Annotated in this window: 18 protein-coding genes; 6 read left to right on the plus strand and 12 right to left on the minus strand. The window is 65.9% G+C overall.

Features of this window, described 5'->3' with window-relative positions:
- Positions 1-47: 47 nt before the first annotated feature.
- The 3 genes from AC1RT8_RS08570 to AC1RT8_RS08580 form a co-directional block, all read right to left on the minus strand.
- Positions 48-1,211 (minus strand): dipeptidase, encoded by a 1,164-nt coding sequence (locus AC1RT8_RS08570; RefSeq protein WP_493075187.1) that lies wholly within the window; start codon positions 1,209-1,211, stop codon positions 48-50.
- Between the two features lie 108 nt (positions 1,212-1,319).
- Positions 1,320-1,805, minus strand: a complete 486-nt coding sequence (locus tag AC1RT8_RS08575) for a dihydrofolate reductase (protein WP_493075188.1) — start codon at positions 1,803-1,805, stop codon at positions 1,320-1,322.
- A gap of 49 nt (positions 1,806-1,854) precedes the next feature.
- Positions 1,855-2,025: a hypothetical protein gene (locus tag AC1RT8_RS08580; protein WP_493075189.1), complete on the minus strand. Its 171-nt coding sequence runs from the start codon at positions 2,023-2,025 to the stop codon at positions 1,855-1,857.
- 156 nt (positions 2,026-2,181) lie between these two features.
- On the opposite strand from AC1RT8_RS08580, the gene AC1RT8_RS08585 reads away from it, so the two are divergent.
- Positions 2,182-3,429: a phage tail sheath family protein gene (locus AC1RT8_RS08585; RefSeq protein ID WP_493075190.1), complete on the plus strand. Its 1,248-nt coding sequence runs from the start codon at positions 2,182-2,184 to the stop codon at positions 3,427-3,429.
- Here the strand turns inward: AC1RT8_RS08585 and AC1RT8_RS08590 are convergent.
- The 8 genes from AC1RT8_RS08590 to AC1RT8_RS08625 all read right to left on the minus strand — a co-directional run bounded on the left by AC1RT8_RS08590 (position 3,426) and on the right by AC1RT8_RS08625 (position 13,598).
- Positions 3,426-4,220, minus strand: coding sequence for a thymidylate synthase (locus AC1RT8_RS08590; RefSeq protein ID WP_493075191.1), 795 nt, complete (start codon positions 4,218-4,220; stop codon positions 3,426-3,428). The genes AC1RT8_RS08585 and AC1RT8_RS08590 overlap by 4 nt on opposite strands.
- An 82-nt stretch (positions 4,221-4,302) precedes the next feature.
- Positions 4,303-4,662, minus strand: a complete 360-nt coding sequence (locus AC1RT8_RS08595) for a beta/gamma crystallin-related protein (RefSeq protein WP_493075192.1) — start codon at positions 4,660-4,662, stop codon at positions 4,303-4,305.
- A 124-nt stretch (positions 4,663-4,786) separates the two neighbouring features.
- The gene (locus AC1RT8_RS08600; RefSeq protein WP_493075193.1) at positions 4,787-6,805 is read right to left on the minus strand and encodes an SPFH domain-containing protein; all 2,019 of its coding nucleotides are present in this window, start codon (positions 6,803-6,805) and stop codon (positions 4,787-4,789) included.
- Positions 6,806-6,873: 68 nt separating this feature from the next.
- Positions 6,874-7,548 carry a hypothetical protein gene (locus tag AC1RT8_RS08605; protein ID WP_493075194.1) on the minus strand — a complete coding sequence of 225 codons (675 nt, stop codon included), beginning with the start codon at positions 7,546-7,548 and terminating at the stop codon, positions 6,874-6,876.
- A 15-nt stretch (positions 7,549-7,563) separates the two neighbouring features.
- Positions 7,564-8,259 carry a class I SAM-dependent methyltransferase gene (locus tag AC1RT8_RS08610; RefSeq protein WP_493075195.1) on the minus strand — a complete coding sequence of 232 codons (696 nt, stop codon included), beginning with the start codon at positions 8,257-8,259 and terminating at the stop codon, positions 7,564-7,566.
- A gap of 20 nt (positions 8,260-8,279) precedes the next feature.
- The gene (gene prfB / locus AC1RT8_RS08615) at positions 8,280-9,407 is read right to left on the minus strand and encodes a peptide chain release factor 2 (RefSeq protein WP_493075196.1); all 1,128 of its coding nucleotides are present in this window, start codon (positions 9,405-9,407) and stop codon (positions 8,280-8,282) included.
- Between the two features lie 166 nt (positions 9,408-9,573).
- Entirely contained in the window at positions 9,574-12,096 is a 2,523-nt protein-coding gene (locus tag AC1RT8_RS08620) for a penicillin-binding protein 1A (RefSeq protein WP_493075197.1), read from the minus strand.
- A gap of 221 nt (positions 12,097-12,317) precedes the next feature.
- A complete protein-coding gene (locus tag AC1RT8_RS08625) occupies positions 12,318-13,598 on the minus strand; it encodes an N-acetylmuramoyl-L-alanine amidase (protein ID WP_493075198.1) in 1,281 nt (426 codons plus the stop codon).
- Between the two features lie 481 nt (positions 13,599-14,079).
- Between AC1RT8_RS08625 and AC1RT8_RS08630 the strand changes: the two genes are divergently transcribed.
- The 5 genes from AC1RT8_RS08630 to AC1RT8_RS08650 all read left to right on the plus strand — a co-directional run bounded on the left by AC1RT8_RS08630 (position 14,080) and on the right by AC1RT8_RS08650 (position 20,957).
- Positions 14,080-16,755 (plus strand): Rne/Rng family ribonuclease, encoded by a 2,676-nt coding sequence (locus AC1RT8_RS08630; RefSeq protein WP_493075199.1) that lies wholly within the window; start codon positions 14,080-14,082, stop codon positions 16,753-16,755.
- 334 nt (positions 16,756-17,089) lie between these two features.
- A complete protein-coding gene (locus tag AC1RT8_RS08635) occupies positions 17,090-18,442 on the plus strand; it encodes a M48 family metalloprotease (RefSeq protein ID WP_493075200.1) in 1,353 nt (450 codons plus the stop codon).
- Positions 18,439-19,185 carry a DsbA family protein gene (locus tag AC1RT8_RS08640; RefSeq protein ID WP_493075201.1) on the plus strand — a complete coding sequence of 249 codons (747 nt, stop codon included), beginning with the start codon at positions 18,439-18,441 and terminating at the stop codon, positions 19,183-19,185. The genes AC1RT8_RS08635 and AC1RT8_RS08640 overlap by 4 nt, the downstream gene beginning before the upstream one ends.
- A gap of 66 nt (positions 19,186-19,251) precedes the next feature.
- A complete protein-coding gene (locus tag AC1RT8_RS08645; RefSeq protein ID WP_493075202.1) occupies positions 19,252-20,187 on the plus strand; it encodes an ABC transporter ATP-binding protein in 936 nt (311 codons plus the stop codon).
- Entirely contained in the window at positions 20,184-20,957 is a 774-nt protein-coding gene (locus AC1RT8_RS08650) for an ABC transporter permease (RefSeq protein WP_493075203.1), read from the plus strand. Before AC1RT8_RS08645 ends, AC1RT8_RS08650 begins: the two co-directional genes overlap by 4 nt.
- Before the next feature lie 149 nt (positions 20,958-21,106).
- Here AC1RT8_RS08650 and AC1RT8_RS08655 read toward each other — a convergent pair whose 3' ends face one another.
- Entirely contained in the window at positions 21,107-22,972 is a 1,866-nt protein-coding gene (locus AC1RT8_RS08655) for a CocE/NonD family hydrolase (protein WP_493075204.1), read from the minus strand.
- Positions 22,973-23,030 lie beyond the last annotated feature (58 nt).

A 23,030-nucleotide genomic window follows, 5' to 3' on the forward strand; every position in this document is an offset into this window, starting at 1 on the left:
ATAGGGGCGCGAAGCAAGAGACACAATCCTCCCCGGCATGGGGAGGATCAGGAAGGCGCGATCCCTGCGCGCAGTACCCGAAGCACATTGCCGCCCATCACCTTGGCGATGTCCGCATCCGAAAAACCCCGGTCGATCAGCGCCTGGGTCACCGCGACGACCTGGCTCGCATCGAAGCCGGTGACCACCGCGCCGTCGAAATCGGAGCCGAGGCCGACATGGTCGATCCCGACCACGTCCCGCACATGCGCGACCGCGGCCGCGACGGCTTCGGGCTTCGTCGAGCAGATCGCCGCGTCCCAATAACCGATGCCGATCACGCCGCCGGTCCGGGCGATGCCGCGGATCTCGTCGTCGGTCAGGTTGCGGTTGACCTTGCAGGTCGCCTGCACGCCGGTGTGGCTGGCGACGATCGGGCGCCTGGCCATGGCGATCACCTGCGCCGTCGCCGCATGGCTCGAATGCGCGACGTCGACGATCATGCCGAGCTTTTCCATCCGCCGCACAACCTGCACGCCGAGCGGCGAAAGGCCGCCCTTGGCCACGCCATGCATCGACCCGGCCACATCATTGTCGAAGAAATGCGCAAGCCCCGCCATGCGGAAGCCGGCGGCGTGGAGCCGGTCGAGATTGCCGAGCTTGCCCTCGAGATCCTGCAATCCCTCGATCGAGAGCATGCCGCCCACGACCTTGCTGCCCGAGGCGCGATCCGCCAACAGCGTGTCGAGCTGGGCGGGGGTGCGGATCACCCGGAACTGGCCGTTCGAGGCGGCGGCATACCGATCGAGCTTGGTCGCGTGCCACAGCGAGCGTTCGAGCAACGAATTCCAGGTCCGCGGTGGCTGAAGGTCCGCGATGACGAGCGGAGTGATATTGTCGGTATCGCCGGTGTTCGCGTCGTAATTCTGGCCCTTGGGCGTCTTGGTCACCGAGGAGAAGACCTGCAGGGCATAATTGCCCTGGATCAGCCGGGGCAGATCGACCTGGCTGCGGTCGACCCGGTCGAGCAGGCTGCGTTTCCACAACAGGGTGTCGGCATGCATGTCCGCGACCTGCAAAGTGGCGTGGAGCGCGCGGGCATGAGGCGTGATCTTCAGCGCGACCGGCGCGACCTTGTTCATCGAGCGCTCGATCATGGCCGGGGCGAGGGTGAAAAAGGCGATCGCGGCGATCAGAATCAGGGCGAGGATGCCCCAGAGCCATTTGCGCATGTCACCCCTCCGTCGTGCCGGATTTGTTGCGGCATCTATGGCGCCGATAGAACCGGTTGGTCTGGGTATGCGGGACGATGGACCCCGGAACAAGTCCGGGGTGACGGGTCATGGTCGCTCCAACGTCACAAAGCTGTAGGCCGGCCGCTCGCCCTCGGCGGGATGGTCCTCGCGCCCGGTCTCGCGCCAGCCGGCGAAAGCGGGGACGACAGCATCGCCCTCCGGCGCGGCATGGACCTCAGTCAGCTCGATACAGTCGGCTCGGGCGAGGAACAGGGCGAAGACCTCCGCGCCGCCGATCACGGCGATCTCGGGGGCGTCGGCCATGGCGATCGCCTCGTCGACCGAATGCGCCACTTCCGCGCCCGGTGCCGACCAGCCCGCATCCCGGGTCAGGACGATATGGCGGCGGCCGGGCAGGGGAGCAGGGAAGCTCTCGAAGGTCTTGCGGCCCATGATCATCGGTTTGCCCATGGTCTGGGCCTTGAAGCGCTTGAGATCGGCGGGCAGGCGCCAGGGCAGCCCCCCGTCGCGCCCGATCACGCCATTGTCGGCGCGGGCGAGGTGGAGGGTGATGCGTGGCGAGATCGACATGAGCCGCTTATGCGATGGGCGAGGGCATGGTGCCACCGCCTTGTGCCGATCATGACAGGATCGCCCTCGGGGCACAGCCGCAGGCGAGCTTCGCCCCGGGCTTTGCCGACTTCTGCGTGGAAGCCTGAGTGTTTGTTTGCGCCGCGGTCTGAGTCACCAGCAATTGCAGCAGCGCGGCGGCCAGTGCCGCCGTGATGATCGTGAAATGAATCTCCCGCACGCTTTTTCTCCCTTTGTCCTTGTCCGACTACATATGTAATCGTCTGACTGAACGGGCGCTGAATCGGGGCGGGAAATGGAGCCGGCCGCGGCGGTATCGGTCGTTGCGCGGGGCAGGCCGCCTGTTAGGCTCGCGGTACAGCATCGGGGGGTGGAAATGGACGAGCTACGCAAGACGCCGGGCGTCTATGTCGAGGAACTGCCGGCCTTTCCGCCCTCGATCGTCGGCGTGGCGACAGCCGCCCCGGCCTTTATCGGGTACAGCGAGAAAGCGATCGAACCGGATAGTGGACGATCGCTCATCAACCTCCCCACGAAAATTGCGTCGCTGACGGACTATCAGGCATTGTTCGGCGCTGGCTGGACTGGCGATGCGACGAAGGTCGCGCCGATCCTCTGGGAAAGCCTTGCCATGTTCTTCGGCAATGGCGGCGGTAGCTGCTATGTCGTGTCGGTCGGCACCTTCGCGGATTTCACGGCCGATCTGGGCGAGGCCGGGCTCGCGCCGCAGCGCCTCCATGCCGGTCTCGAAGCACTCGCGCGGCTAAGCGGGCCAACCTTGCTGGTCGCGCCGGATGCGCTGGCGATGGCGGAGGCGGATTATTATCCCTTTGCCTGTGCGATGGTGAATCAGGGCGCTACCCTGCAGGACCGATTCGCGATCCTCGACGTGCCCGGCGGCCGCGATCCGGCCAATCATACGCCCGAGTTGATCGAAGCTGCGACCGCCCGCTTCCGCGCCGGCATGAACCTGTCGGGCGACGCTAGCAGCTATGGCGCGAGCTATTTCCCCTATCTCGATGCGGTGATCGGCGGCAATCGGCGGATCATGCCGGCGTCGCCGGCGATGGCCGGGCTCTACGCGGACACCGACACGTCGCGTAGTGTATGGAATCCGCCGGCGAACCTCTCGGTCGCGATGGTCGAGGGGGTGACGATCCCGATCAACGACGACGAACAGGGCGGCATGAACATGCCGCTGGACGGCCTCGCGGTAAACGCGATCCGCCTGTTCGCCGGGCGGGGCGTGGTGGTTTGGGGCGCCCGCACGCTCGACGGCAACAGCAACGACTATCGCTATATCCAGGTACGGCGGACGCTCATCTATATCGAGCAGTCGATCAAAGCGGCGCTCCAGTCCTTCGTCTTCGCGGCCAACACGCCACAGACCTGGGCGAGCGTTGACGCGATGATCTCCAATTTCCTGACCGGGCTCTGGCAGCAGGGCGGGTTGATGGGGGATAAGGCGTCGGACGCATTCCAGGTATCGATCGGGCTCGGATCGACCATGACCGGCCAGGATATGCTGGACGATGTGATGCGCCTCTCGGTCAAGTTGCAGATGATCCACCCGGCCGAGTTCATCGTGCTCGACTTCTCGCAGCAGATGGCGGGTTCCGACTAGACCGCGACAGGCGCCTTGATGTGCGCCTGCGCCTCGTAGCCGACGAGGCGGAAATCCTCATATTCATATTGGTCGATGCCGCCCGGCTTGCGCAGGATTTCGAGCCGCGGCAGCGGGCCGGGGTCGCGCGACAGCTGCTCGCGGGCCTGGTCGAGATGGTTCGAATAGAGATGACAGTCGCCGCCGGTCCAGATGAACTCGCCCGGCTCGAGCCCGCATTGCTGCGCCAGCATATGGGTGAGCAGCGCATAGCTGGCGATGTTGAACGGCACGCCGAGGAAGATGTCGGCCGAGCGCTGATAGAGCTGGAGCGACAGCCGCCCGTTGGCGACATGAGTCTGGAACAGGCAGTGGCAGGGTGCGAGCGCCATGGCGTGGAGGTCGCCCGGGTTCCACGCGCTGACGATCTGGCGGCGCGAGGCGGGGCTGGTCCTGATCTGCTCGATCAGTTCGGCGATCTGGTCGATATGGCGACCCTCGGCCGTCTCCCAGTCGCGCCATTGCTTGCCATAGACCGGGCCGAGTTCGCCGCCCTCGTCCGCCCATTCGTCCCAGATGCTCACCTTGCGGTCGCGCAGCCATTGGACGTTGGTGTCGCCGCGCAGGAACCACAGCAGTTCGACGATGATCGACCGGAGATGGAGCTTCTTGGTGGTGAGGACCGGGAAGCCCTTCGCCAGGTCGAAGCGCATCTGATGACCGAACACGGAGAGCGTGCCCGTGCCGGTGCGGTCCATCTGTTCCGCGCCGGTGTCGAGCACGCGCTGCATGAGATCGAGATAGGGCTGCATCGCGTTGAGATAGCGTGCGTGCCCCGGCGCGCCAAGCGGCTTGAGCGCTGCCTATGGGGATGGGACTTCCGGCCGACTCGGTTCAGCGTCGGCGGCGTGGACGAAGCGGGCGGATCGAGGAAATCTTGTCGTCCAGTCCCAACCGCGTGAGGCGGCGGATCGAGCGATCGATGACTTCGCAACGACCGCGATAATCGTCGTCGACGCAAACCTGCCATCTTCCGCTGTCGACCTGGATCGAGGAGATGCGATCTTCCATGCCGGTGCGGCCAAGGCGATCGATCGGTCCGCTGATCTCCATGCTCCTGCCGCGGAAATCGTCATCCGCGAAGACGGTGATATGGGGCCCGTACTCCCGGTCGCGATACCGGTCCTGCGCGGTCGCTGCGGGCGCTGCCGCCATCACCATCACCGTCAGTGCGAAGAGATTCAGTTTTTTCATGTCACCCTCCTCCGAGCCGGGACTCGCGCCCGCCTGACGGTGAGAAGAACACGCGGCGGATCGCTTTACAACGCAATAGAGGGGCGGGCGCGGCCCCGAAACCGCGCCCACTCCGTGCCCCGGCTTATTCGGCCGCGACTCCTTCCTCATCGTCCTGCACGACGACATGGTCGTTGGCCGCCACCGGCGTGCCCAGCATCGCCATGCCCTTTTCGGACAGCATCATGCCGATCAGCGCCTGGATCGATCCGCCGCCTTCGCGTTCGCCGCCGGTGTTGATCTGCACCCGCGGGACGATGTCGACGCCCGATTTCTCCAGTGCCTCGGCGAGCCGCTCGATCACCTGACGGGTCAGCTGATACTGCGCACCGCCCGAGGCGGCTGCCTGTTTCCCGATCGTCTCGGCCGTAGCGAGGCCGGTCTTGGTGATGCGGTCAGCCTCGGCGCCCGCCAGCGCCACGACCTTCGCCGCCTCGCCCTCGCCGATGATCCGGATGCGGTCCGACTCGGCCTTGGCCAGCGTACGGGTCTGCTCGGCATCCTGGGTCGCGCGTTTCACCGCTGCCTTGCCCTGGTTCTCCTGCACGGTGATCGACAGCTCGGATTCAGTGATCGCGGTCTGCTGGTGCGCGCGCGCCTGGGCCTCGCGCAGTTCCTTCTCGCCCTGCGCGGCGATGCGCTGCTTCTGATAGGTCGTGACCTGTTCTTCGGCGACCTGCCGCTCGCGCAGCTGCTGGAGCACCTTCTCGATCTGGTCGTTGCCGGCGGCCGCGCGGGGCGTGCCGATCAGTACCTCCTGCAGCTCGAGATTATAGCCGGTGAACTTGGCGCGCATCTCGTCGCCGGCCTGCTCCTGAATGTCGGAGCGTTCCTGCAACAACTCGATCAAGGTCTTCTTCTGCGCCACGTTCTTGAAATAGGCCGAGACCATCGGGTCGAGCGTTTGCTCGACCAGCTTCCTGATGTCGCCGAAGCGTTGGATCACCAGCGGCGCCTTGCGGTAATCGATGTGCACCACGACCGAGAGCGGCAAGGTCGGCTCGAACGCGTCGCGGGTGATCAGCGACACTTCCGAAAGGTTCTCGTCGAGCTTGTGCTGCCCGGTCGTGTCCGCATCCCATTTGAGGATGAAGTTGGTGGTCGGCACGATGACGATCTTGCCGGCATAGGTGTTGAAGGCATATTTGCCCGGCAGCAGCGGGTCGCTCCAGACACCGCGCGTGCCGCGATCGACCAGCTCGCCGTGCCGGTAGTCGTCGCCCGAGGTGTCGGCACCGTTGTCGCCGGTATAGCTGATCACCACGCCGACATGGCCGACCTCGATCACCGTCTTGGCGACCATCTCGACCGTCGCGAACAGGCGGTTGATGAAATAGCTACCCTCGACCAGCACCTGGAGCTGGCGCCCGCGGCGCCCGCCCGCGGCGATGAACTTTTCGGGATCCTGGAAGCTGTTATGGAAGGTGGCCTGGTTCGCCTGGTCGGTGCCGACTTCGGGCGCGATGATCTGGTCGGCGGTGAGCGCCGGGCCGTCATGCACCGTCACCACGCCGATCTGGTCCGACGCATCCTTGATCACGACCGCGCCGAAGCCGGTGCGCTCCTCGATGACATGCTGCATCTCGGCGAACAGGGCGTAGTCAGCCGCCTCGAGCATCAGGCCGTAGATATGTTCGCGCGTGATGATCACGAACTGGGCGAGGTTGATGGCATAGGTGCCCTCACGCAGGATCGTGCGCTGCGGGCCTTTCTGCCCACCGTCGCTCAGGAAGCGGCGCACATCGAGGAAATCCGCGGTGCGCAGGTTGCTCGCCAGGGTCTGGGTCGGGCCGAGCGGCGCGCCATCTCGTGCGAATATGTAACCGACCTGGCCCTGCGGGATAGTAACCAGCGGCTGGGCGTGAATCCGGTACTGAAACGGCACGAAAAAGTGATAGCCGCCACGCAACACCTCGGGCTGATATCCTGCCTCTCGATTGAGGGCGATTAGCCCGCCGGGTACGGAACCGCGACGACTCCATAGTTTCTCTACGATGGCGACGCGGTTATTCCCGACATATCGCACACAGCGAGAGATGGTGAAAAGTAAAACGACGACGAGCACCACGACGGCCGATGCGCCGAGCATGTACATATTTGTCATTTTGTGGAGGTGTCCTTGGGACCTTTAGACGAGCGCAAGAGTCGCGCTCCAAGTCTATTTACGCCTGTTCAATGCTGGTCACCAGCGAAATCGGAAGTTCCGTAACGGGATTCGACATAGCGCGCGATGGTGAGGGCATCGCCTTCGTCGAGCCGGCCGCGCTCCGCGTGCAGCGCGGCGACGGCATTCTCGATCCGATCGAGCGCGGCGGTCGCCGTCTCCAGGATCGCATCGCGGCGCTCGGCGGGCGCGGTGGTCAGGGCCGCTGTGGACGTGCGCACGATCTCGGCAAGGTCGAACGACAGCGCCTGGCAGCGCGGATCGGCATGGTCGCATTGCGCGGCCGAAAGCCTGTCGAGCGCGGGCGGGGCCCTGTCGCCGTACAGGCGCCGTCCCTCAGTGATGGCATGGGACAGCCGTTGGGCGGATCGTTGTGCTGCGACTCGCGGATCGCGCGCATCGCGCCGGCGGCGCGATCGGCGAAGCATCGGGTCGAGCAGGGCGGCACCGAGCGAGAAGAGCGTTCCGGACGCGGTATAGAGTGCGAGGAACCAGCCGCTGAACGGCAGCGCGAGACGGAGGACATCCTCGATGGTCGCAGCTGCCGGTGCCGCGAACAGGCAGGCGAGCGGCACCGTGACGATATAGGCGGGGACCGCGAAGTGGAGAAAGGCGCCGGCCACGATGCGCCATGGCAGGATCGCGTGATCTTCGCCGTCGGGCCCTGGATCGCCGCTGGCCACGCCTGTGCGCTCAGCCTAGTGCGGAACGTGGCAAGGCTTGATCGCCTTCGGCTCCGGCCTCGGCCCGACCGCACGGAAGGTGGCGAGATAGCCGCCGGCGGAGGGCATGTCGTGCATCTCGACCTGGCTATAGCCGACCGCCGCCATCTCGCAGCGGAGCAGGCCGGGCGGCGTGCCGTGATTCTGCGTCGGCCGGTTGGCGTCGACCACCACGACCAGGCCATCGGGCTTCAGCGAGGGGCGCATGCGCCAGAGGAATTCATAGGGCTGCTCGATCTCATGGTACATGTGCACCATCAGCACCCGATCGAAGCTGGCATCGGGCAGCCGAGGATTGGCAGGCAGACCGAGGCGCACGCTGACATTGTCGAGCCGCTCGCGCGCGACTCGTTCGGCCAGCGCGTCGCGGACGCCGGCGACGATGTCCTCGGCGAGCACGCGACCGTCCTTGCCGACACGGGCGGCGGCGCGGATCGTGTAATAGCCCTCGCCTGCGCCGATATCGGCGACGGTCATGCCCGCCTTGATGCCGGCCTTATCCATCACTTCGGCCGCTTCGTTCAGCCGGTCGCGAGCCTCCTCGGTCGACCAGCGCGACGAGATGATGTGCGCGACGGGTCGGTCGGCGGCGGGGAAGGGGCCGGCCTTGTCCTCTCCATTATCGACGCGCGGCTGGCCCGGCTCGCAGCCCGCGAGCAGCAAGGCTGCCAACGCCAGGGCCGCGGCTAGCCTCAATCGACGTCCTCCACCTCGACCGTCTCGCCGGTCACCCGCTGCGACAGCGCCGCCGCCATGAACGGGTCGAGATCGCCGTCGAGCACGTCGGACGGGCTGGTCGAGGTCACGCCGGTGCGCAGGTCCTTCACCAGCTGATAGGGCTGGAGCACATAGGAACGGATCTGGTGGCCCCAGCCGATATCGGTCTTGGTGGCGTTCTCCGCATTGGCCGCTGCCTCGCGGATCTGCAGCTCGCGCTCATAGAGCTTGGCGCGGAGCTGGTTGTACGCCTCGGCCTTGTTCTTGTGCTGGCTGCGCTGGTTCTGGCACTGCACGACGATGCCGGTGGGCAGATGCGTGATGCGCACGGCCGAATCGGTCGTGTTGATGTGCTGCCCGCCCGCGCCCGAGGCGCGATAGGTGTCGATGCGCAGCTCGCTCTCGTTGATCTCGACCTCGATATTCTCGTCGATGACCGGATAGACCCAGATGCTGGCGAAGCTGGTGTGGCGGCGCGCGGCGCTGTCATAGGGGCTGATGCGGACGAGGCGGTGAACGCCGCTTTCCGTCTTGGCATAGCCATAGGCGTTCTCGCCCTTGAGCAGCAAAGTCGCGGACTTGATGCCGGCCTGTTCGCCCGAATGCTGGTCGACCAGCTCGACCTTCATGCCGCGGCGTTCGGCCCAGCGGGTGTACATGCGCTGGAGCATGCCGGCCCAGTCCTGGCTCTCGGTGCCGCCGGCACCGGAATTGACCTCGATATAGGTATCGTTGCCATCGGCCTCGCCGGCGAGCAGCGCCTGGATCTTGTCGTGCTCGGCACGGACGGCGAGCTCGGCGAGGCTTCTGGTGCCGTCGGCGGCCATTTCCTCGTCGCCCTCGGCCTCGGCCATCTCGATCAGCTCGGCGGTGTCGTCGAGCTCGCTCTGGATCGCGCGCGTGGCGTTGATCGCCTCCTCCAGGCGGCGACGCTCGCGCATCACCTCCTGGGCGAGCTTGGGGTCGTTCCAGAGCGCCTGGTCCTCGACGCGCGCGTTGAGCTCGTCGAGCCGGCGTAACGCACGGTCCCAATCGAGGAAGCGGCGAAGCAGCGCGAGCGCGTCATTGATGGTGTCGACATGAGCCTGCGCTTCGGCGCGCATGGTGGAAACTCCGGAAAATACTCGTCATGCCGGCAGATGCCGGCTCGCAGGGATATATAGGGCGGGCTAGTAGATTCCGCCCGTCCTTGGCAAGGAGCCGGTGCCATTCGATGCGATTTAGCGCCCGTTCAGCGCGCCTGAAGGCGTTTCGGCATGGTCTCTCCCGCTAATAGATTCCACCCTGGCGCTGCAGGAAGTCGCTGTCGCGCGGCGCCGCTTCCTGGCGCTCGACCGGCTTCACTTCCCTGGGCTTGTCGGCCGCGTCTTCTTCGCTGTTGCTGCGCGCGGCACGGCGCGGTTCGCTCTCGGGCTTGAACGCTTCCCAGATCACGCTGGCCTTGGGGTCGGTGGTCGGCCAGGCGCCGAACACCGGCTTGCCCGAGGCGCGGTCGATCCTGACCATGCGCATGCCGGCGGGCGCGCGGAACGGGATCTTCTCCATCCCCTCATAGGCCTTCACCGCAAATTCCTTGAAGATCGGCGCGGCGACCGTGCCGCCCTGGGCATAGCCGCCAAGACTGGTCGGCGAATCATAGCCGATATAGACGCCGCCGATCATCTGCGGCGTGCCGCCGATGAACCACACATCGGTCGGGCCCGAATTGGTGCCGGTCTTGCCGAACATCGGCCGGTCGAGATCGCGCAGCACGGTCGCGGTGCCGCGCTGGATCACGCCCTCGGCGATATGCACCATCTGATAGGCGCTCATCGCGTCGACGATCTGGCGGCCGCGCGTCACCGGGCGGGGCATTGCCTTGCCGTTCCAGTCGGGTGCGTTGCAACGATCGCAGGCGCGCCAGTTCTCCGGCCAGATCACCTTGCCGTGACGGTCCTGCACGAAATCGATCAGGGTCGCGGGATGGCCGCGCCCCTGGTTGGCAAGGATCGCATAGGCGTTGACCATGCGCATCACCGTCGTCTCGCCCGCGCCCAGCGCGAAGGAGAGATAGGGCGGATATTTGCCGACGCCGATCCGGTCCATCAGCGACACGACATGCTCCATGCCGGTCTGCGAGGCGGCGCGGACGGTCATCAGGTTGCGCGACTGCTCGACGCCCCAGCGCATGGTGTGCGGGCCCGATCCGCCGCCGCCGAAGTTGCGGAAGCATTTCTGGCCGAGCTTCGCGCCCTGATAGACGCAGAACGGCCCGTCGATGATGATCGAGGCGGGGGTCATGCCACCCTGAAGTGCCGCGGCATAGACGATCGGTTTGATCGTCGAGCCCGGCTGGCGCATCGCCTGGGTGGCGCGGTTGAACGACTGGATGCTCGAATCGAACCCGCCCTGCATCGCCAGCACACGGCCGGTCGCCGGTTCCTCGACGACGAAACCGCCCGAGATCTTGGGAACCGAGCGCAGCGCGAAGGCGCCGCCCTCGGGCGCGACCGCCAGGATATCGCCGACCTTCAACGCGGCGAAGGCGGTGCCGCCCTGGCCGCGCACCGGCATCTGCGCGCCCCAGCTCGGCAAGGTGCCGGTCTGGCCGTTGCCGAAGCCGAGCGTGGCCGATCCGCCGCCGATCGCGGTGACGATCGCGGCGCGCCAGTCGAGATAGTCGAGCCGGAGATTGGTGTTGAGCAGCGCCGACTGCCAATTGTCGCGGGCAATCTCGACATGGCGCAGCGGGCCGCTCCAGCCGCGGCCGCGGTCGAAGCGGAGCAGGCCGTTGCGCAGCGCCGTCTGGGCGTCGAGCTGGATCTTGGTGTCGAGCGAGGTGCGCACCCACAGGCCGCCCGAATAGACGCTGTACGGTCCCGCCTTCTCGTCCTCGCCGAACTTGTCGATCAGCTGGCGGCGGACTTCCTCGACGAAATAGCCGGCGCCGGCGACCTCGGTCTTCGGGGTCTGGCGCGGCACCGCGCCGAGCGGTTCGGCCACGGCCCTGTCGTGTTGCGCCTGGTCGATGAAGTCGTTCTTGAGCATCTCGCCCAGCACATAGTTGCGCCGGTCGAGCGCGCGCTGCGTGTTGCGGAACGGATCGTAATTGGACGGGCCCTTGGGCAGGATGGCGAGATAGGCCATCTGCGCGAGGTCGAGCTGGTTCAACTCCTTGTTGAAATAGGCATAGCTCGCCGCCTCGACACCGAAGGCGTTCCGGCCGAGCGCGATCTGGTTGAGATAGAGTTCGAGGATCTGCTGCTTGGTCAGCGTGTCCTCGATCCGGTAGGCGAGGATCGCCTCCTTGATCTTGCGCGTCGGCGAATAGACGTTGCCGATCAGCAGGTTCTTGGCGACCTGCTGGGTGATGGTCGATCCGCCCTTGGCGCGGCGGCCGGTGCCCATCTTGGTCGCATAGTCGATCACCGCGCCGGCCATGCCGGGATAATCGACGCCGTGATGCTCGAAAAAGGTCTTGTCTTCCGCGGCGAGGAAAGCGCGGACGAGCAGGGGCGGATATTCCTCGTAGCTCAGCTCGACGCGGCGCTCGCGGGCATAGCTGTGGATCGGGATGCCGTCGACGCCGCGCACATTGGTCGGCAGCGGCGGTTCATAGGCGCGCAGCTTGTCGACCGAGGGCAGGTCGCTGGCGAAGACGTACCAGAAGATCGCATAGGCGATGGCGATCAGCACCGCGAGAATGGCGAGCGTCTTCACCCACCAGCGCCCCCAGACGCGCTCGACGAAACCTCGAATCCCCTCAACGTCGCGGCGGAGGCGGAAATTCACGCTGGATTCGGTACTGGTCATACAGGGCCGAGGCTCTAGCAAGTTTCTCGGGGCTTGCCAGCCTATGTCCTTTCATCGTCGGGGCATGAGGCCGGATAGCCTTGCAGGCGATGCGTTTGAATCAGGCGCGCGTAGCGCCGAGAGGTCGGATGCCTTCGCAAAATGTCAGTAGGGTTGCTGACATTTTGAAAGGGTGCCGGGCCGCTCCGCATTTCTCAAAATTATATATATTAATTAGTAACTTACTGCGACGATGATGTCACGCTGCCGGCGTTCGACGCTAGTCGCCGCGCGAAATGGATGTCGACCGCGCGCCGCACGCTTTCGGCGATGCGCTGGCGGCCTTCGCGCGAATCGATGAAGGCGGCGTCCTTCGGGTTCGAGATATAGCCGGTCTCGAACAGGATCGACGGCATGTCGGGCGCCTTCAGCACCACCAGCGAGGCCATGCGGTGGAAGTTCGCCTTTACCGGCATCAGCGGCTGCGCCTCGCGGCCGAGCAGCCGGGCGAAGCTCGCCGAGCTGTTCATCGTCTCGCGCTGGGTCAGGTCGATCAGGATCGACGAGATGTCGGCCGAGGTCGAGGCGAGGTTCACGCCCGAGATGATGTCGGCCTTGTTCTCGCGCGCGGCGAGCCGGGCCGATTCCTTGTCGGAGGCGACCTCCGACAGGGTGTAGACCGTCGCGCCCGAGGCGTCGCCGCTGCCTACGCTGTCGCAATGCACCGAGATGAACAGATTGGCCTTGAGCTTGCGCGCGATGCCATAGCGTTCCTGCAGCACGAGGAACTTGTCGTCCTCGCGCGTCAGCGCCACGCGGACCCGGCCCGAACGAAGCAGCTCGTCGCGGATCGCGCGGGCGATGCGAAGCGTCACGTCCTTTTCGCGGCGGCCGTCGACCGGGGAGATCGCGCCGGGATCGACCCCTCCATGGCCCGCATCGATCACCACCAGCGGGCGGCTGTCGTCGTCGCCATAGACTCGGGGCAAAGCAAGGCTGCGGCTCGGCCGGGGAATCGGCACGGACACCTCATATTTGCGCGCCGGGGTCACCATCCCCATGTTGAAGGGCGGCAGGAAACGCAGGCGCTGCTCCGCTGCGGCGCGGGCGAAGCTCGCATCGTCGACGGTGCGCAGCTCGAGCGTCAGTTCGCGGCCATCGGGTCCGAAGGTGCCTTCGGTGACGATCGCCGGCCGGGTGAGGTCGAACACGATCCGCGTGCCGTCCTCGCCGCGCGCCGCCTGGCGCACCGATTCGACATAGCCATTGCCTTCGACCGGCAGGCCCGGTGTGGCGCCGGCGACATCGACCGCGATGCGCTGCGGCCCCTTGAGCACGAAGCTTGAGGCGTCGGCGACGCTCTGGTCGAAGCGGATGACGATGCGGTCATGCCGGATCTCGACGCGCTCGACCGTGGCAGCCCAGGCGGGCGCGCCGCCGAGCCAGCAGGCCAGGAGTGCTAACAGGAAGGACACGGATCGGTAATGCCGTGCCGGTGTGGCAACGGTCCAGCGAAAAGGCATGGGCGGGGGGTCCCATCGAGTACACAACAACAGCACCCCGGGTAGCCGCCACCCCCTTCCAACACGGTGAAGCGACGGGGTTAACGGGCCGTTCGGCATAAAATTGCCGGTAACCCCGGCCAAAACGTGCCGGTTGCTGCGCGATGATAGCGGTGCTAGGCATGAAATTGCACCGACAAGCGTCTCTTCTGGCGCGTGTTCGGTCCCATGGCCACACCGGATTTCTCGGTGGCGGCTCTTCAGGTTGACGTTCGCATGATGCATTTTCCCCGCCCCTCGCACCGACCGGTTTCCGCCGGCGGGCTCGCGAGCGCGCAGGGTGCCCAGGGCCAGATGCCGGGGCGTGGATCGCGAGCAGAGGCATTTTTCGAAACCACAAGCGGCACGGACAAGGGCGGCAATTCCGCCACCACGTCGCCGCATCACAATCGCGCGCGGCGGATGCCGCCAGGCCCCGGACCGCGCGCCCGGAGAACAATAAATGACCATGCGTATGCTGATCGACGCGCGGCACCGGGAAGAGACCCGGGTTGCCGTCGTCAAGGGGAACCGGATCGAGGAGTTTGATTTCGAGTCCGCCGAGCGCAAGCAGCTCAAGGGCAATATCTATCTAGCCAAGGTTACCCGTGTCGAACCGTCGCTCCAGGCGGCGTTCATCGATTACGGTGGCAACCGCCACGGCTTTCTCGCCTTCTCGGAAATCCACCCCGATTATTACCAGATCCCCAAGGAGGATCGCGACGCCCTGCTGCGCGAAGAGGCGGAGCATGCCGCCGAAGAGGCAGCGTTGCGCGCGCAGATGGATGCCGAGGAGGATCTTCACGAAGGTGAGGGCGGGGGTGAAGACGACGGCTTCGAGCCCGATCCCGAATCGGTCGAGCGGTTCGAGGACGATGGCGGAGCCGATCCCGAGATAAGCGCGGAGCAGGAGAGCAAGGGCCGCGGCCGCCGCAAGCGCAGCGCCACCGACGACGCGGTCGATGATCTGCGCGAGCGCCGCACCAACCTGCGCCACCGCTACAAGATCCAGGACGTGATCCGTCGCCGCCAGGTGCTGCTGGTCCAGGTCGTCAAGGAAGAGCGCGGCAACAAGGGCGCGGCGCTGACCACCTATCTGTCGCTCGCCGGCCGTTACTGCGTGCTGATGCCCAACACATCGCATGGCGGCGGCATCAGCCGGAAGATCTCCAATGCAGGCGACCGCAAGCGGCTGAAGTCGATCATGGCCGACATGAAGCTGCCCCCGTCGATGGGCTGCATCGTCCGCACCGCAGGGCTCCAGCGCACCAAGGTCGAGATCAAGCGCGACTTCGATTACCTCGCCCGGCTGTGGGACGGCATTCGCGAGACGACCCTGGCGTCGTCGGCGCCGGCCCTGGTCTATGGCGACAGCGACCTGCTGAAGCGCGCGATCCGCGACATCTATAACCGTGACATCGACGAGGTCATCGTCGAGGGCGAGCAGGGCTATCGCCAGGCCAAGGAGTTCATGAAGCTCCTGATGCCGAGCCATGCCCGCAAGGTGAAGCATTATTCCGATCCCGTGCCGCTGTTCCAGCGCAGCCATGTCGAGGAACAGCTCGCCGCGATGTACCATCCGGTGGTCCAGCTGAAGTCCGGCGGCTATCTGGTGATCAACCCGACCGAGGCGCTCGTCTCGATCGACATCAACTCCGGCCGCTCGACCCGCGAGCACAGCATCGAGCAGACCGCGACCGCGACCAACCTCGAGGCCGCGCACGAGATCGCCCGCCAGCTGCGTCTGCGCGACATGGCCGGCCTCGTCGTCATCGACTTCATCGACATGGACAACGGGTCCAACGTCCGGAAGGTCGAGAAGGCGATGAAGGAGGCGCTGAAGAACGATCGCGCCCGCATCCAGGTCGGCCGCATCTCGAGCTTCGGCCTGATGGAGATGAGCCGCCAGCGCCTGCGCACCGGCGTGCTCGAGGCATCGACGCGCCAGTGCCCGCATTGCGAGGGCACCGGCCTGGTCCGCACCGCATCGTCCGCCGGCCTGTCGGCACTTCGCCTGATCGAGGACGAGGCAGCCCATGGCCGCGGCTCGCAGCTGCTGCTGCGCGCCAGCCAGGAGGCGGCTTTCTATCTGCTCAACCGCAAGCGCGCCGAGCTGGCCGAGATCGAGGATCGCTACGGCGTGACGATCGAGGTCGCACCGGACGGCGAGCAGGAAGGCGCACGCATGTCGGTTGAGGTCTCCGGGCCGCCGCCGGCGCACGCGCCGCGCTTCGAGGCACCGATCGAGGAATATGAGGACGATATCCCCGAGGATATCGAGGACGAGATCGACGAGGTCGAGGACGAGGAAGAAGAGGCGCCCCGCGAAACGCGCGCTCCCCGCGAACCGCGCGAGCGTGGCGAGCGGGCGGCCGATGACGAAGGTGGCTCGCGCCGCCGTCGCCGCCGTCGCGGTCGTCGCGGCCGCAATCGTCCCGAGGGCGAGGAGGGCTCGGCCCCGCGCGCCGAGGGTGAAGAGGGCGAGTCCGACGGCGATGCCGAGGCAGCCGGTGAGGGCGAAGCCGAATTCGCCGGCGAGCAGCCCGTGGCGGGCGATGGCGAAGGCGGCGAAGGCCGTCGTCGTCGCGGCCGCCGCGGCCGTCGCGGCGGTCGCCGCGGCGAGGGCGATCGGGCCGAGGGCAGCGAGTCCGCTCCGGTCGAGGCCGAAGCTGGCGAGGCAGTCGTCGAGGCACCGATAGTCGAAGAGGCGCCGGTCGAAGTCGAGGCACCGAAGAAGGGCCGTCGGCGTCCCAAGGCACGCGAAGCCGTCGAGGCTGCGGCGCCTGAGCCGGTGGTCGAAGCGGCACCCATCGTCGAGGCCGAGCCGGAAGCGGCATCGGCCAAGCCGAAGCGCGCCCGCCGCACCAAGGCCGCGGCTGCAGCCGGGGTCGTTGCCGTGCCGGAGCCTGCCGTCGAAGTAATCGAAGCGCCCGTCGAGGAAGCAGCGGCCAAGCCGAAGCGCGCACGTCGCACCAAGGCGGCTGCCTCCGGCGCGGCGGCGGTCGAGTCCCTCACGGCGGATGCGCCTGCGATTCCGTTGGGCGACGACGGTGCCGACGCGGCAGGCGGGATCGATCCCGATCCGGGCGAGGCGGGTTCGCCCCGCCGCGGCTGGTGGCAGCGGACCTTCGGGCAGTAACTGACCCGCGCCTCTGACGAGGTATGGAATGGATCAGCGCCGGCCGGGACTCGATGTCCCGGCCGGCGTTTTCCTTTTGCGGATAAGAGTGCGGAGGCGTGACCCAAACTCCACCCGTCACCCCGGACTTGTTCTGGGGTCCACTGTTCCGCAAACCAAAGGCCGGGGAATGTGCGGAACGGTGGATGCCGGAACAAGTCCGGCATGACGAAACGGGTTTGCGGCGTTCGCTCCCGCGGGAATGGAGGGGGCTTCACCCCCCATTCACCCCTTCCCCCGCAGGAATTGCCCCACTTCAATTGCCTGTGAGGGATTTCTCGGCGATATGTAGGCCATGAAGCGGCTCATCGCGGCGTTCGCGGTTTCCATCCTCCTCTGGGCGCAACCGGCCTTCGCGCAATCGATCCTGCGCGATGCCGAGACCGAGTCGATGTTCAACGACATGTCGCGCGGGCTGATCCTCGCGGCCGGGCTGTCGCCCAACAATGTCCGCGTCGTCCTGATCAACGACGATTCGATCAACGCCTTCGTCGTCGGCGGGCAGACCGTCTATATTCATTCGGGCCTGATCCAGGCTGCGGACAATGCCAATGAAGTCCAGGGCGTGATCGCGCACGAACTGGGCCATATCGCCGACGGGCATGTCATCCTGCAGGGCGCCGGTACCAAGCCGGCGATCGGCATCACCATTCTCAGCATGGTGATCGGCATCGCGGCGATGGCGGCTGGCGCGGGCGATGCCGGTGCCGGCATCCTGGCCGCCGGCCAGACCGCGGCGATGGGCAAGTTCCTTGCCTTCACCCGCGTTCAGGAAGCGACGGCCGACGCGACCGGCGCGAAGTTCCTGCGCGAGGCCGGGGTCAGCGGGCGCGGCATGCTGAGCTTCTTCAAGAAGCTGCAGAACGAGGAATATTCCTACGGCCTGGCCAATATCGACCCCTTCGCACAGAGCCACCCGCTGAGCGGTGCGCGCATCGCCAATTTGACCGGTGACGTCATGGCGTCGCCCGCCTGGAACAAGCCGAACGACCCGGCGCTGGAAGAACGCTTCCGCCGGGTGAAGGCGAAGCTGCACGGCTATGTTTCGACCTATCAGCAGACTCTGAACGATTTCCCGGAGAGCGATCAGTCGATCTATGCGCATTATGCGCGGGCCTATGCGTGGCATAAGGCCGGTTATCCGGACAAGGCCGATGCCGAGGCCGAAGCCCTGGTGAAGACAGCGCCGCACGACCCCTATTTCCTGGAGATCATGGGGCAGATCCTGCTCGAGGCCGGCAAGCCGACCGAGGCACTGGCGCCGCTGCGCGAGGCGACCGACCGGTCGAACAATGCGCCGCTGATCGCCACCACCTTCGGCCATGCGCTGATCGCGACCGACAACAAGGCGAACTATCCCGAGGCGATCCGGGTGCTGCGCCAGGCGGTGGCGCGCGACGACGACAACCCCTTTGCCTGGTATCAGCTCGGCACCGCCTATTCGCGGTCGGGCGACGAGCCGCGTGCGCTGCTGGCGACCGCCGAGCAGGCGAGCCTGACCGGTGACGTGCGCACCGCGGCCTATGCCGCGCGCGGCGCGATGCAGGGCATTCCGCCCAACACCACCGACTGGATTCGCGCGCAGGACATCGCGATGACCGCGCAGAACGAAATGGACGACAACCCGAAAAAGTATAAGCGCCGATGATCGAACGCCTGTCGAAGAATCCCCTCTCGCTCGCCGCGTTGGTGCTGGTTGCGGCGCTGGTCGGCGCGGGCGCCTTCTGGCTGTTCCAGCGCGCCGCGCCGTCGTCGCTGGGCAGCGCCGACCAGGCCCGGGTCGAGCGCGTCGTGCGCGATTATGTGCTCGCCCATCCCGAGATCATCCCCGAGGCGATGCAGCGGCTGCGCGAGCGCGAGGCGGGCAAGGTGATCGACGCCAACGCCAATGCGATCCTCAAGCCGTTCGGCAATGCCTGGGCCGGCAACCCCAATGGCGACGTCACCGTCGTCGAATATTTCGACTATAATTGCGGCTATTGCCGCGCCAGCCTGCCTCATGTCGCTCAGCTCATCGCGTCCGACCCCAAGGTGAAAGTGGTGTATCGCGAGCTGCCGATCCTGGCCGAGACCAGCGCCGCCGCGGCGAAGCTGAGCCTTGCCGCCGCGGACCAGGGCAAGTTCACCGCGTTCCACGACGCGCTCTATGCCGCCGGGCAGGTGACGCCGGAAACCATGACCGCCGCAGCCAGGAAGGCGGGCGTCGATCTGCAGCGCGCCGCCGCGTTCGGGCCGCGCGCCGAGGCGGAGATCGCCACCAACCTCCAGGTGATGCGTCAGCTCGGCATGACCGGCACGCCGAGCTTCGTGATCGGCAACCAGGTCGTCTCCTCGGTCCTGTCGTTCGAGGAACTGCAGAAAGCGGTGGCAGACGCCCGCGCGAAGAGCTGAGTTTTCGCGCTGCGGTTGTTCCGCGTTGGCTGCGTCCTTATTTGTGCGCCAACGAAAAGGGGCTTCATGGAAACCATCCTGTCCGTAAAGGGCGTCTCCAAGACCTATGCTTCGGGCCAGCGCGCCCTGGAACCGGTCGATCTCGATATCAAAAAGGGCGAAATCTTCGCGCTGCTCGGGCCGAACGGCGCGGGCAAGACGACGTTGATCAGCATCATCTGCGGCATCGTCACGCCGTCGTCGGGCAGCGTCACGGTGCTGGGACACGACGCGCTGACCGATTATCGCTCGGCGCGCCGGCTGATCGGGCTGGTGCCGCAGGAATTGTCGGTCGACATGTTCGAGACGGTGCTGGCGACGGTGCGCTTCAGCCGCCGGTTGTTCGGCCGGCCCGGGCATGACGACTATATCGAGCAGGTGCTGCGCGACCTTTCGCTTTGGGACAAGCGCAAGGCGAAGATCATGGAGCTTTCGGGCGGCATGAAGCGCCGCGTGCTGATCGCCAAGGCGCTGAGCCACGAGCCCGACATCCTGTTTCTCGACGAGCCCACCGCCGGCGTCGACGTGTCGCTTCGGCGGGACATGTGGAAGCTGATCCACCGGCTGCGCGAGAAGGGCACCACCATCATCCTCACTACGCACTATATCGACGAGGCTGAGGAGATGGCCGACCGGGTCGGGGTGATCGACAAGGGCAGGATCATCCTGGTCGAGCAGAAGGCCGAGCTGATGAAGCGGCTGGGCAAGCGGCAGATGCTGATCTCGCTGCAGGAGCCGATGACGAGCATCCCCGCGGCGCTGGGCGAATGGCAGGTCGAACTCGCCGATGAAGGCCATACGCTGAGCTATAATTTCAACGCCGAGGACGAGCATATCCCGGCGCTTCTGGCGAAGCTCGCCGAACTCGGCATCGGCTACAAGGATCTCGAGACGCACAAGAGCTCGCTCGAGGACATCTTCGTCGACCTTGTCGCCCACAAGCCGGTGGAGAAGGCAGCATGAGTGCCGGTATCAACACCCACGGCATCTGGGCGATCTATCGCTTCGAGATGGCCCGCGCGCTGCGCACCCTGTGGCAGAGCCTGGTCACGCCGGTGATCACCACCTCGCTCTATTTTGTGGTGTTCGGCGGCGCGATCGGATCGCGCATGCAGGAAGTCGGCGGGGTCGGCTATGGCAGCTTCATCGTGCCGGGGCTGATCATGCTGTCGCTGCTGACCCAGAGCATTTCGAACGCGTCGATCGGCATCTATTTCCCCAAATTCACCGGCACGATGTTCGAACTGCTTTCCGCGCCCGTTTCGGCGATGGAGATGGTAATCGGTTATGTCGGCGCGGCGGCGACCAAGTCGATCGTGCTGGGGTTGATCATCCTCGCGACCGCCGCCCTGTTCGTGCCGTTGCATATCGCGCATCCGATCGCGATGCTGACCTTCCTGATCCTGACCAGCGTGACCTTCAGCCTGTTCGGCTTCATTATCGGCATCTGGGCCAAGGGTTTCGAGCAGCTTTCGTTCGTCCCCGCACTGCTGGTCACGCCGCTGACCTTCCTCGGCGGCGCTTTCTACTCGATCGACATGCTGCCCGAGCCGTGGCGGACGGTGAGCCTGTTCAATCCGGTCGTCTATCTGGTCAGCGGGTTTCGCTGGGCGTTCTTCGACAAGGGCGATGTCAGCGTGCTGGTGAGCCTGGGCGTGACGGCGCTGTTCCTGGTGGCGTGCCTCGTGCTCGTCGGGTGGATCTTCAAGACCGGGTGGCGGCTGAAAAATTAATCCTCCCCGGAACGGGGAGGGGGACCGCCCGCTTCTTCAGCGGGTGGTGGAGGGGCTTGGAGCGCGGGGCGGCGGTTCCGAGCTCCAAGCCCCTCCACCATTTGCAGAAGATGCAAATGGTCCCCCTCCCCGTGCCGGGGAGGAACGGATTACATCACCGGCAGCGTCACCTTAGACCCCGCGCAAACCTTCTGCGTGGCCTTCACAAAATCCCCCGCCTTGGCCCGCATGATGTTCGGCACGAATTTCTGCGGGTTGCGGTCGAGCATCGGGAACCAGCTCGACTGGACCTGCACCATGATGCGGTGGCCCTTGAGGAAGACATGGTCGCGCTCGTGCAGCGGCACGTCCCACGCCACCACCTTGCCCGGCACCAGCGCCTGAGGCGCGGTGTCGCTGGTCAGGAAGCGGCCGCGGCGCACGTCCATCGCGATCGGCAGCTGATAGCCGTTGAGTGACTTCGCATAGTCGCCCGTCTGGAGCTGCTCGGGGTTCTTCACATAATTGTCGGGGAAGACGTCGATCAGCTTGACCACGAAATCGCTGTCGGTGCCGCTGGTCGACGCCATCAGCTTTGCCGCGACGGTGCCGGTGACGGTAAGGTCCTCGGTCAGTGACGCGGTCATGTAGTTCAGCACGTCGGGCCGGCCGCCGAGGAAGCGCTGGTCGGCCGCTTCCCACCAGCGCCAGTCGGGGCTGAGATAGGTGCCCGACATCGGCCGCTGGCGGAACGGCACCGGGTTGGCCGGATCTGAGACATAGTCGCGGCACGCCTCGCCGGCCGCGGGCGCGGCGAAGGACAGCGAGCCGTCGGCATGGAGGAACAGGTCCTTCGCCTTCGCGCCGGCGGCGGGCCAGTTCTTGTACTCCTGCCATTTCCAGCTGCCGCTCTGGAAGCTCTTCACCCCCGCCTCGGGGCGCTTGCCCTTGCCGTGAAGCCAATAAGCGAAGAAGGGCGCCTCGATCTGCTCGAGGAACTGCTGACCGCTCGGCACGCCGTACGGGATCGGGCCGAGGCTGTCATTGGCCGAGCGCCAGGTGCCATGCGCCCAAGGGCCCGAGACCATCGACACCAGCCCGTCGGGATCATTCTGCTTCTGCTTGAAATAGATTTGCCACGAGCCCCAGGGATCCTCCTGATCCCAATAGCCGGCAACGTTGAGCGTCGGCACCGTCGCCTTGCCGAGCGAGTCGCTCCAGCGCTGATCGGTATAGAAATTGTCGTGATTGGGGTGGTCGAGCAGCGAGGTGAACATCGGCACCCGGCCCTTGAAGTAGAGCTTGTCGAGATTCTCGACCGGGCCGAGCTTCAGGAACCAGTCATAGGTGTCGTAGCTGTCATATTCGAACGCCTTGTTGTCGGTCTTGTCGATCTGAAGCGAGGAGACCCAGTCGGTCGCATAGCTCAGCCGCAGCGCGCCGTTGCGGTGGAGATCGTCGTTCATCCAGTAATCGATCCACGCCGCCTGGGGGCTGACCGCCTTCAGCGCCGGGTGCGGATGGGCGAGCGCGACCGCGGCGGCGAAGCCGGGATAGGAGACGCCGAACATCCCGACCTTGCCGTTATTGTCCGGCACGTTCTTCACCAGCCAGTCGATCGAATCCCAGGCGTCGGTCGCCTCGTCGATCGCCTTGGGGTCGTTCGGGTGGACCGCGGTCGACAGGGTGAAGACGCCGTCGGACTTGAAGCGCCCGCGCATCGACTGCGAGACGAAGATATAACCGTCCTTGTCGAGCGCCGCCCAGGCCTTGGGCACCGAGGCGGGCGCGGTGAGGTTCAGGCCGTACGGCGTGCGCGAGAACAGGATCGGCAGCGGGCCGCTCTGGTTACGCGGGCGCAGGATGACGGTCTGCATCTTCGCGCCGTCGCGCATCGGCACCATCACCTCTTCGAGGATATAGGGCGATTGCGCGGCGGTGGCGGGAGTGGGGGCGGCCTGGGGGCGGGCAAGGACGGGAGCTGTCGCGCCGAGCAGGAGAGCGGCGAGCCCGCAGGCGGATTTCAGATGAGGCACGAGCTTCTCCGTGGCTGGATGGCGCGCATCCTGCGGTTGGGGGAAGGGAAGTCAATCG

It is taken from the genome of Sphingomonas sp. GW821-FHT10F11 (assembly GCF_058809095.1).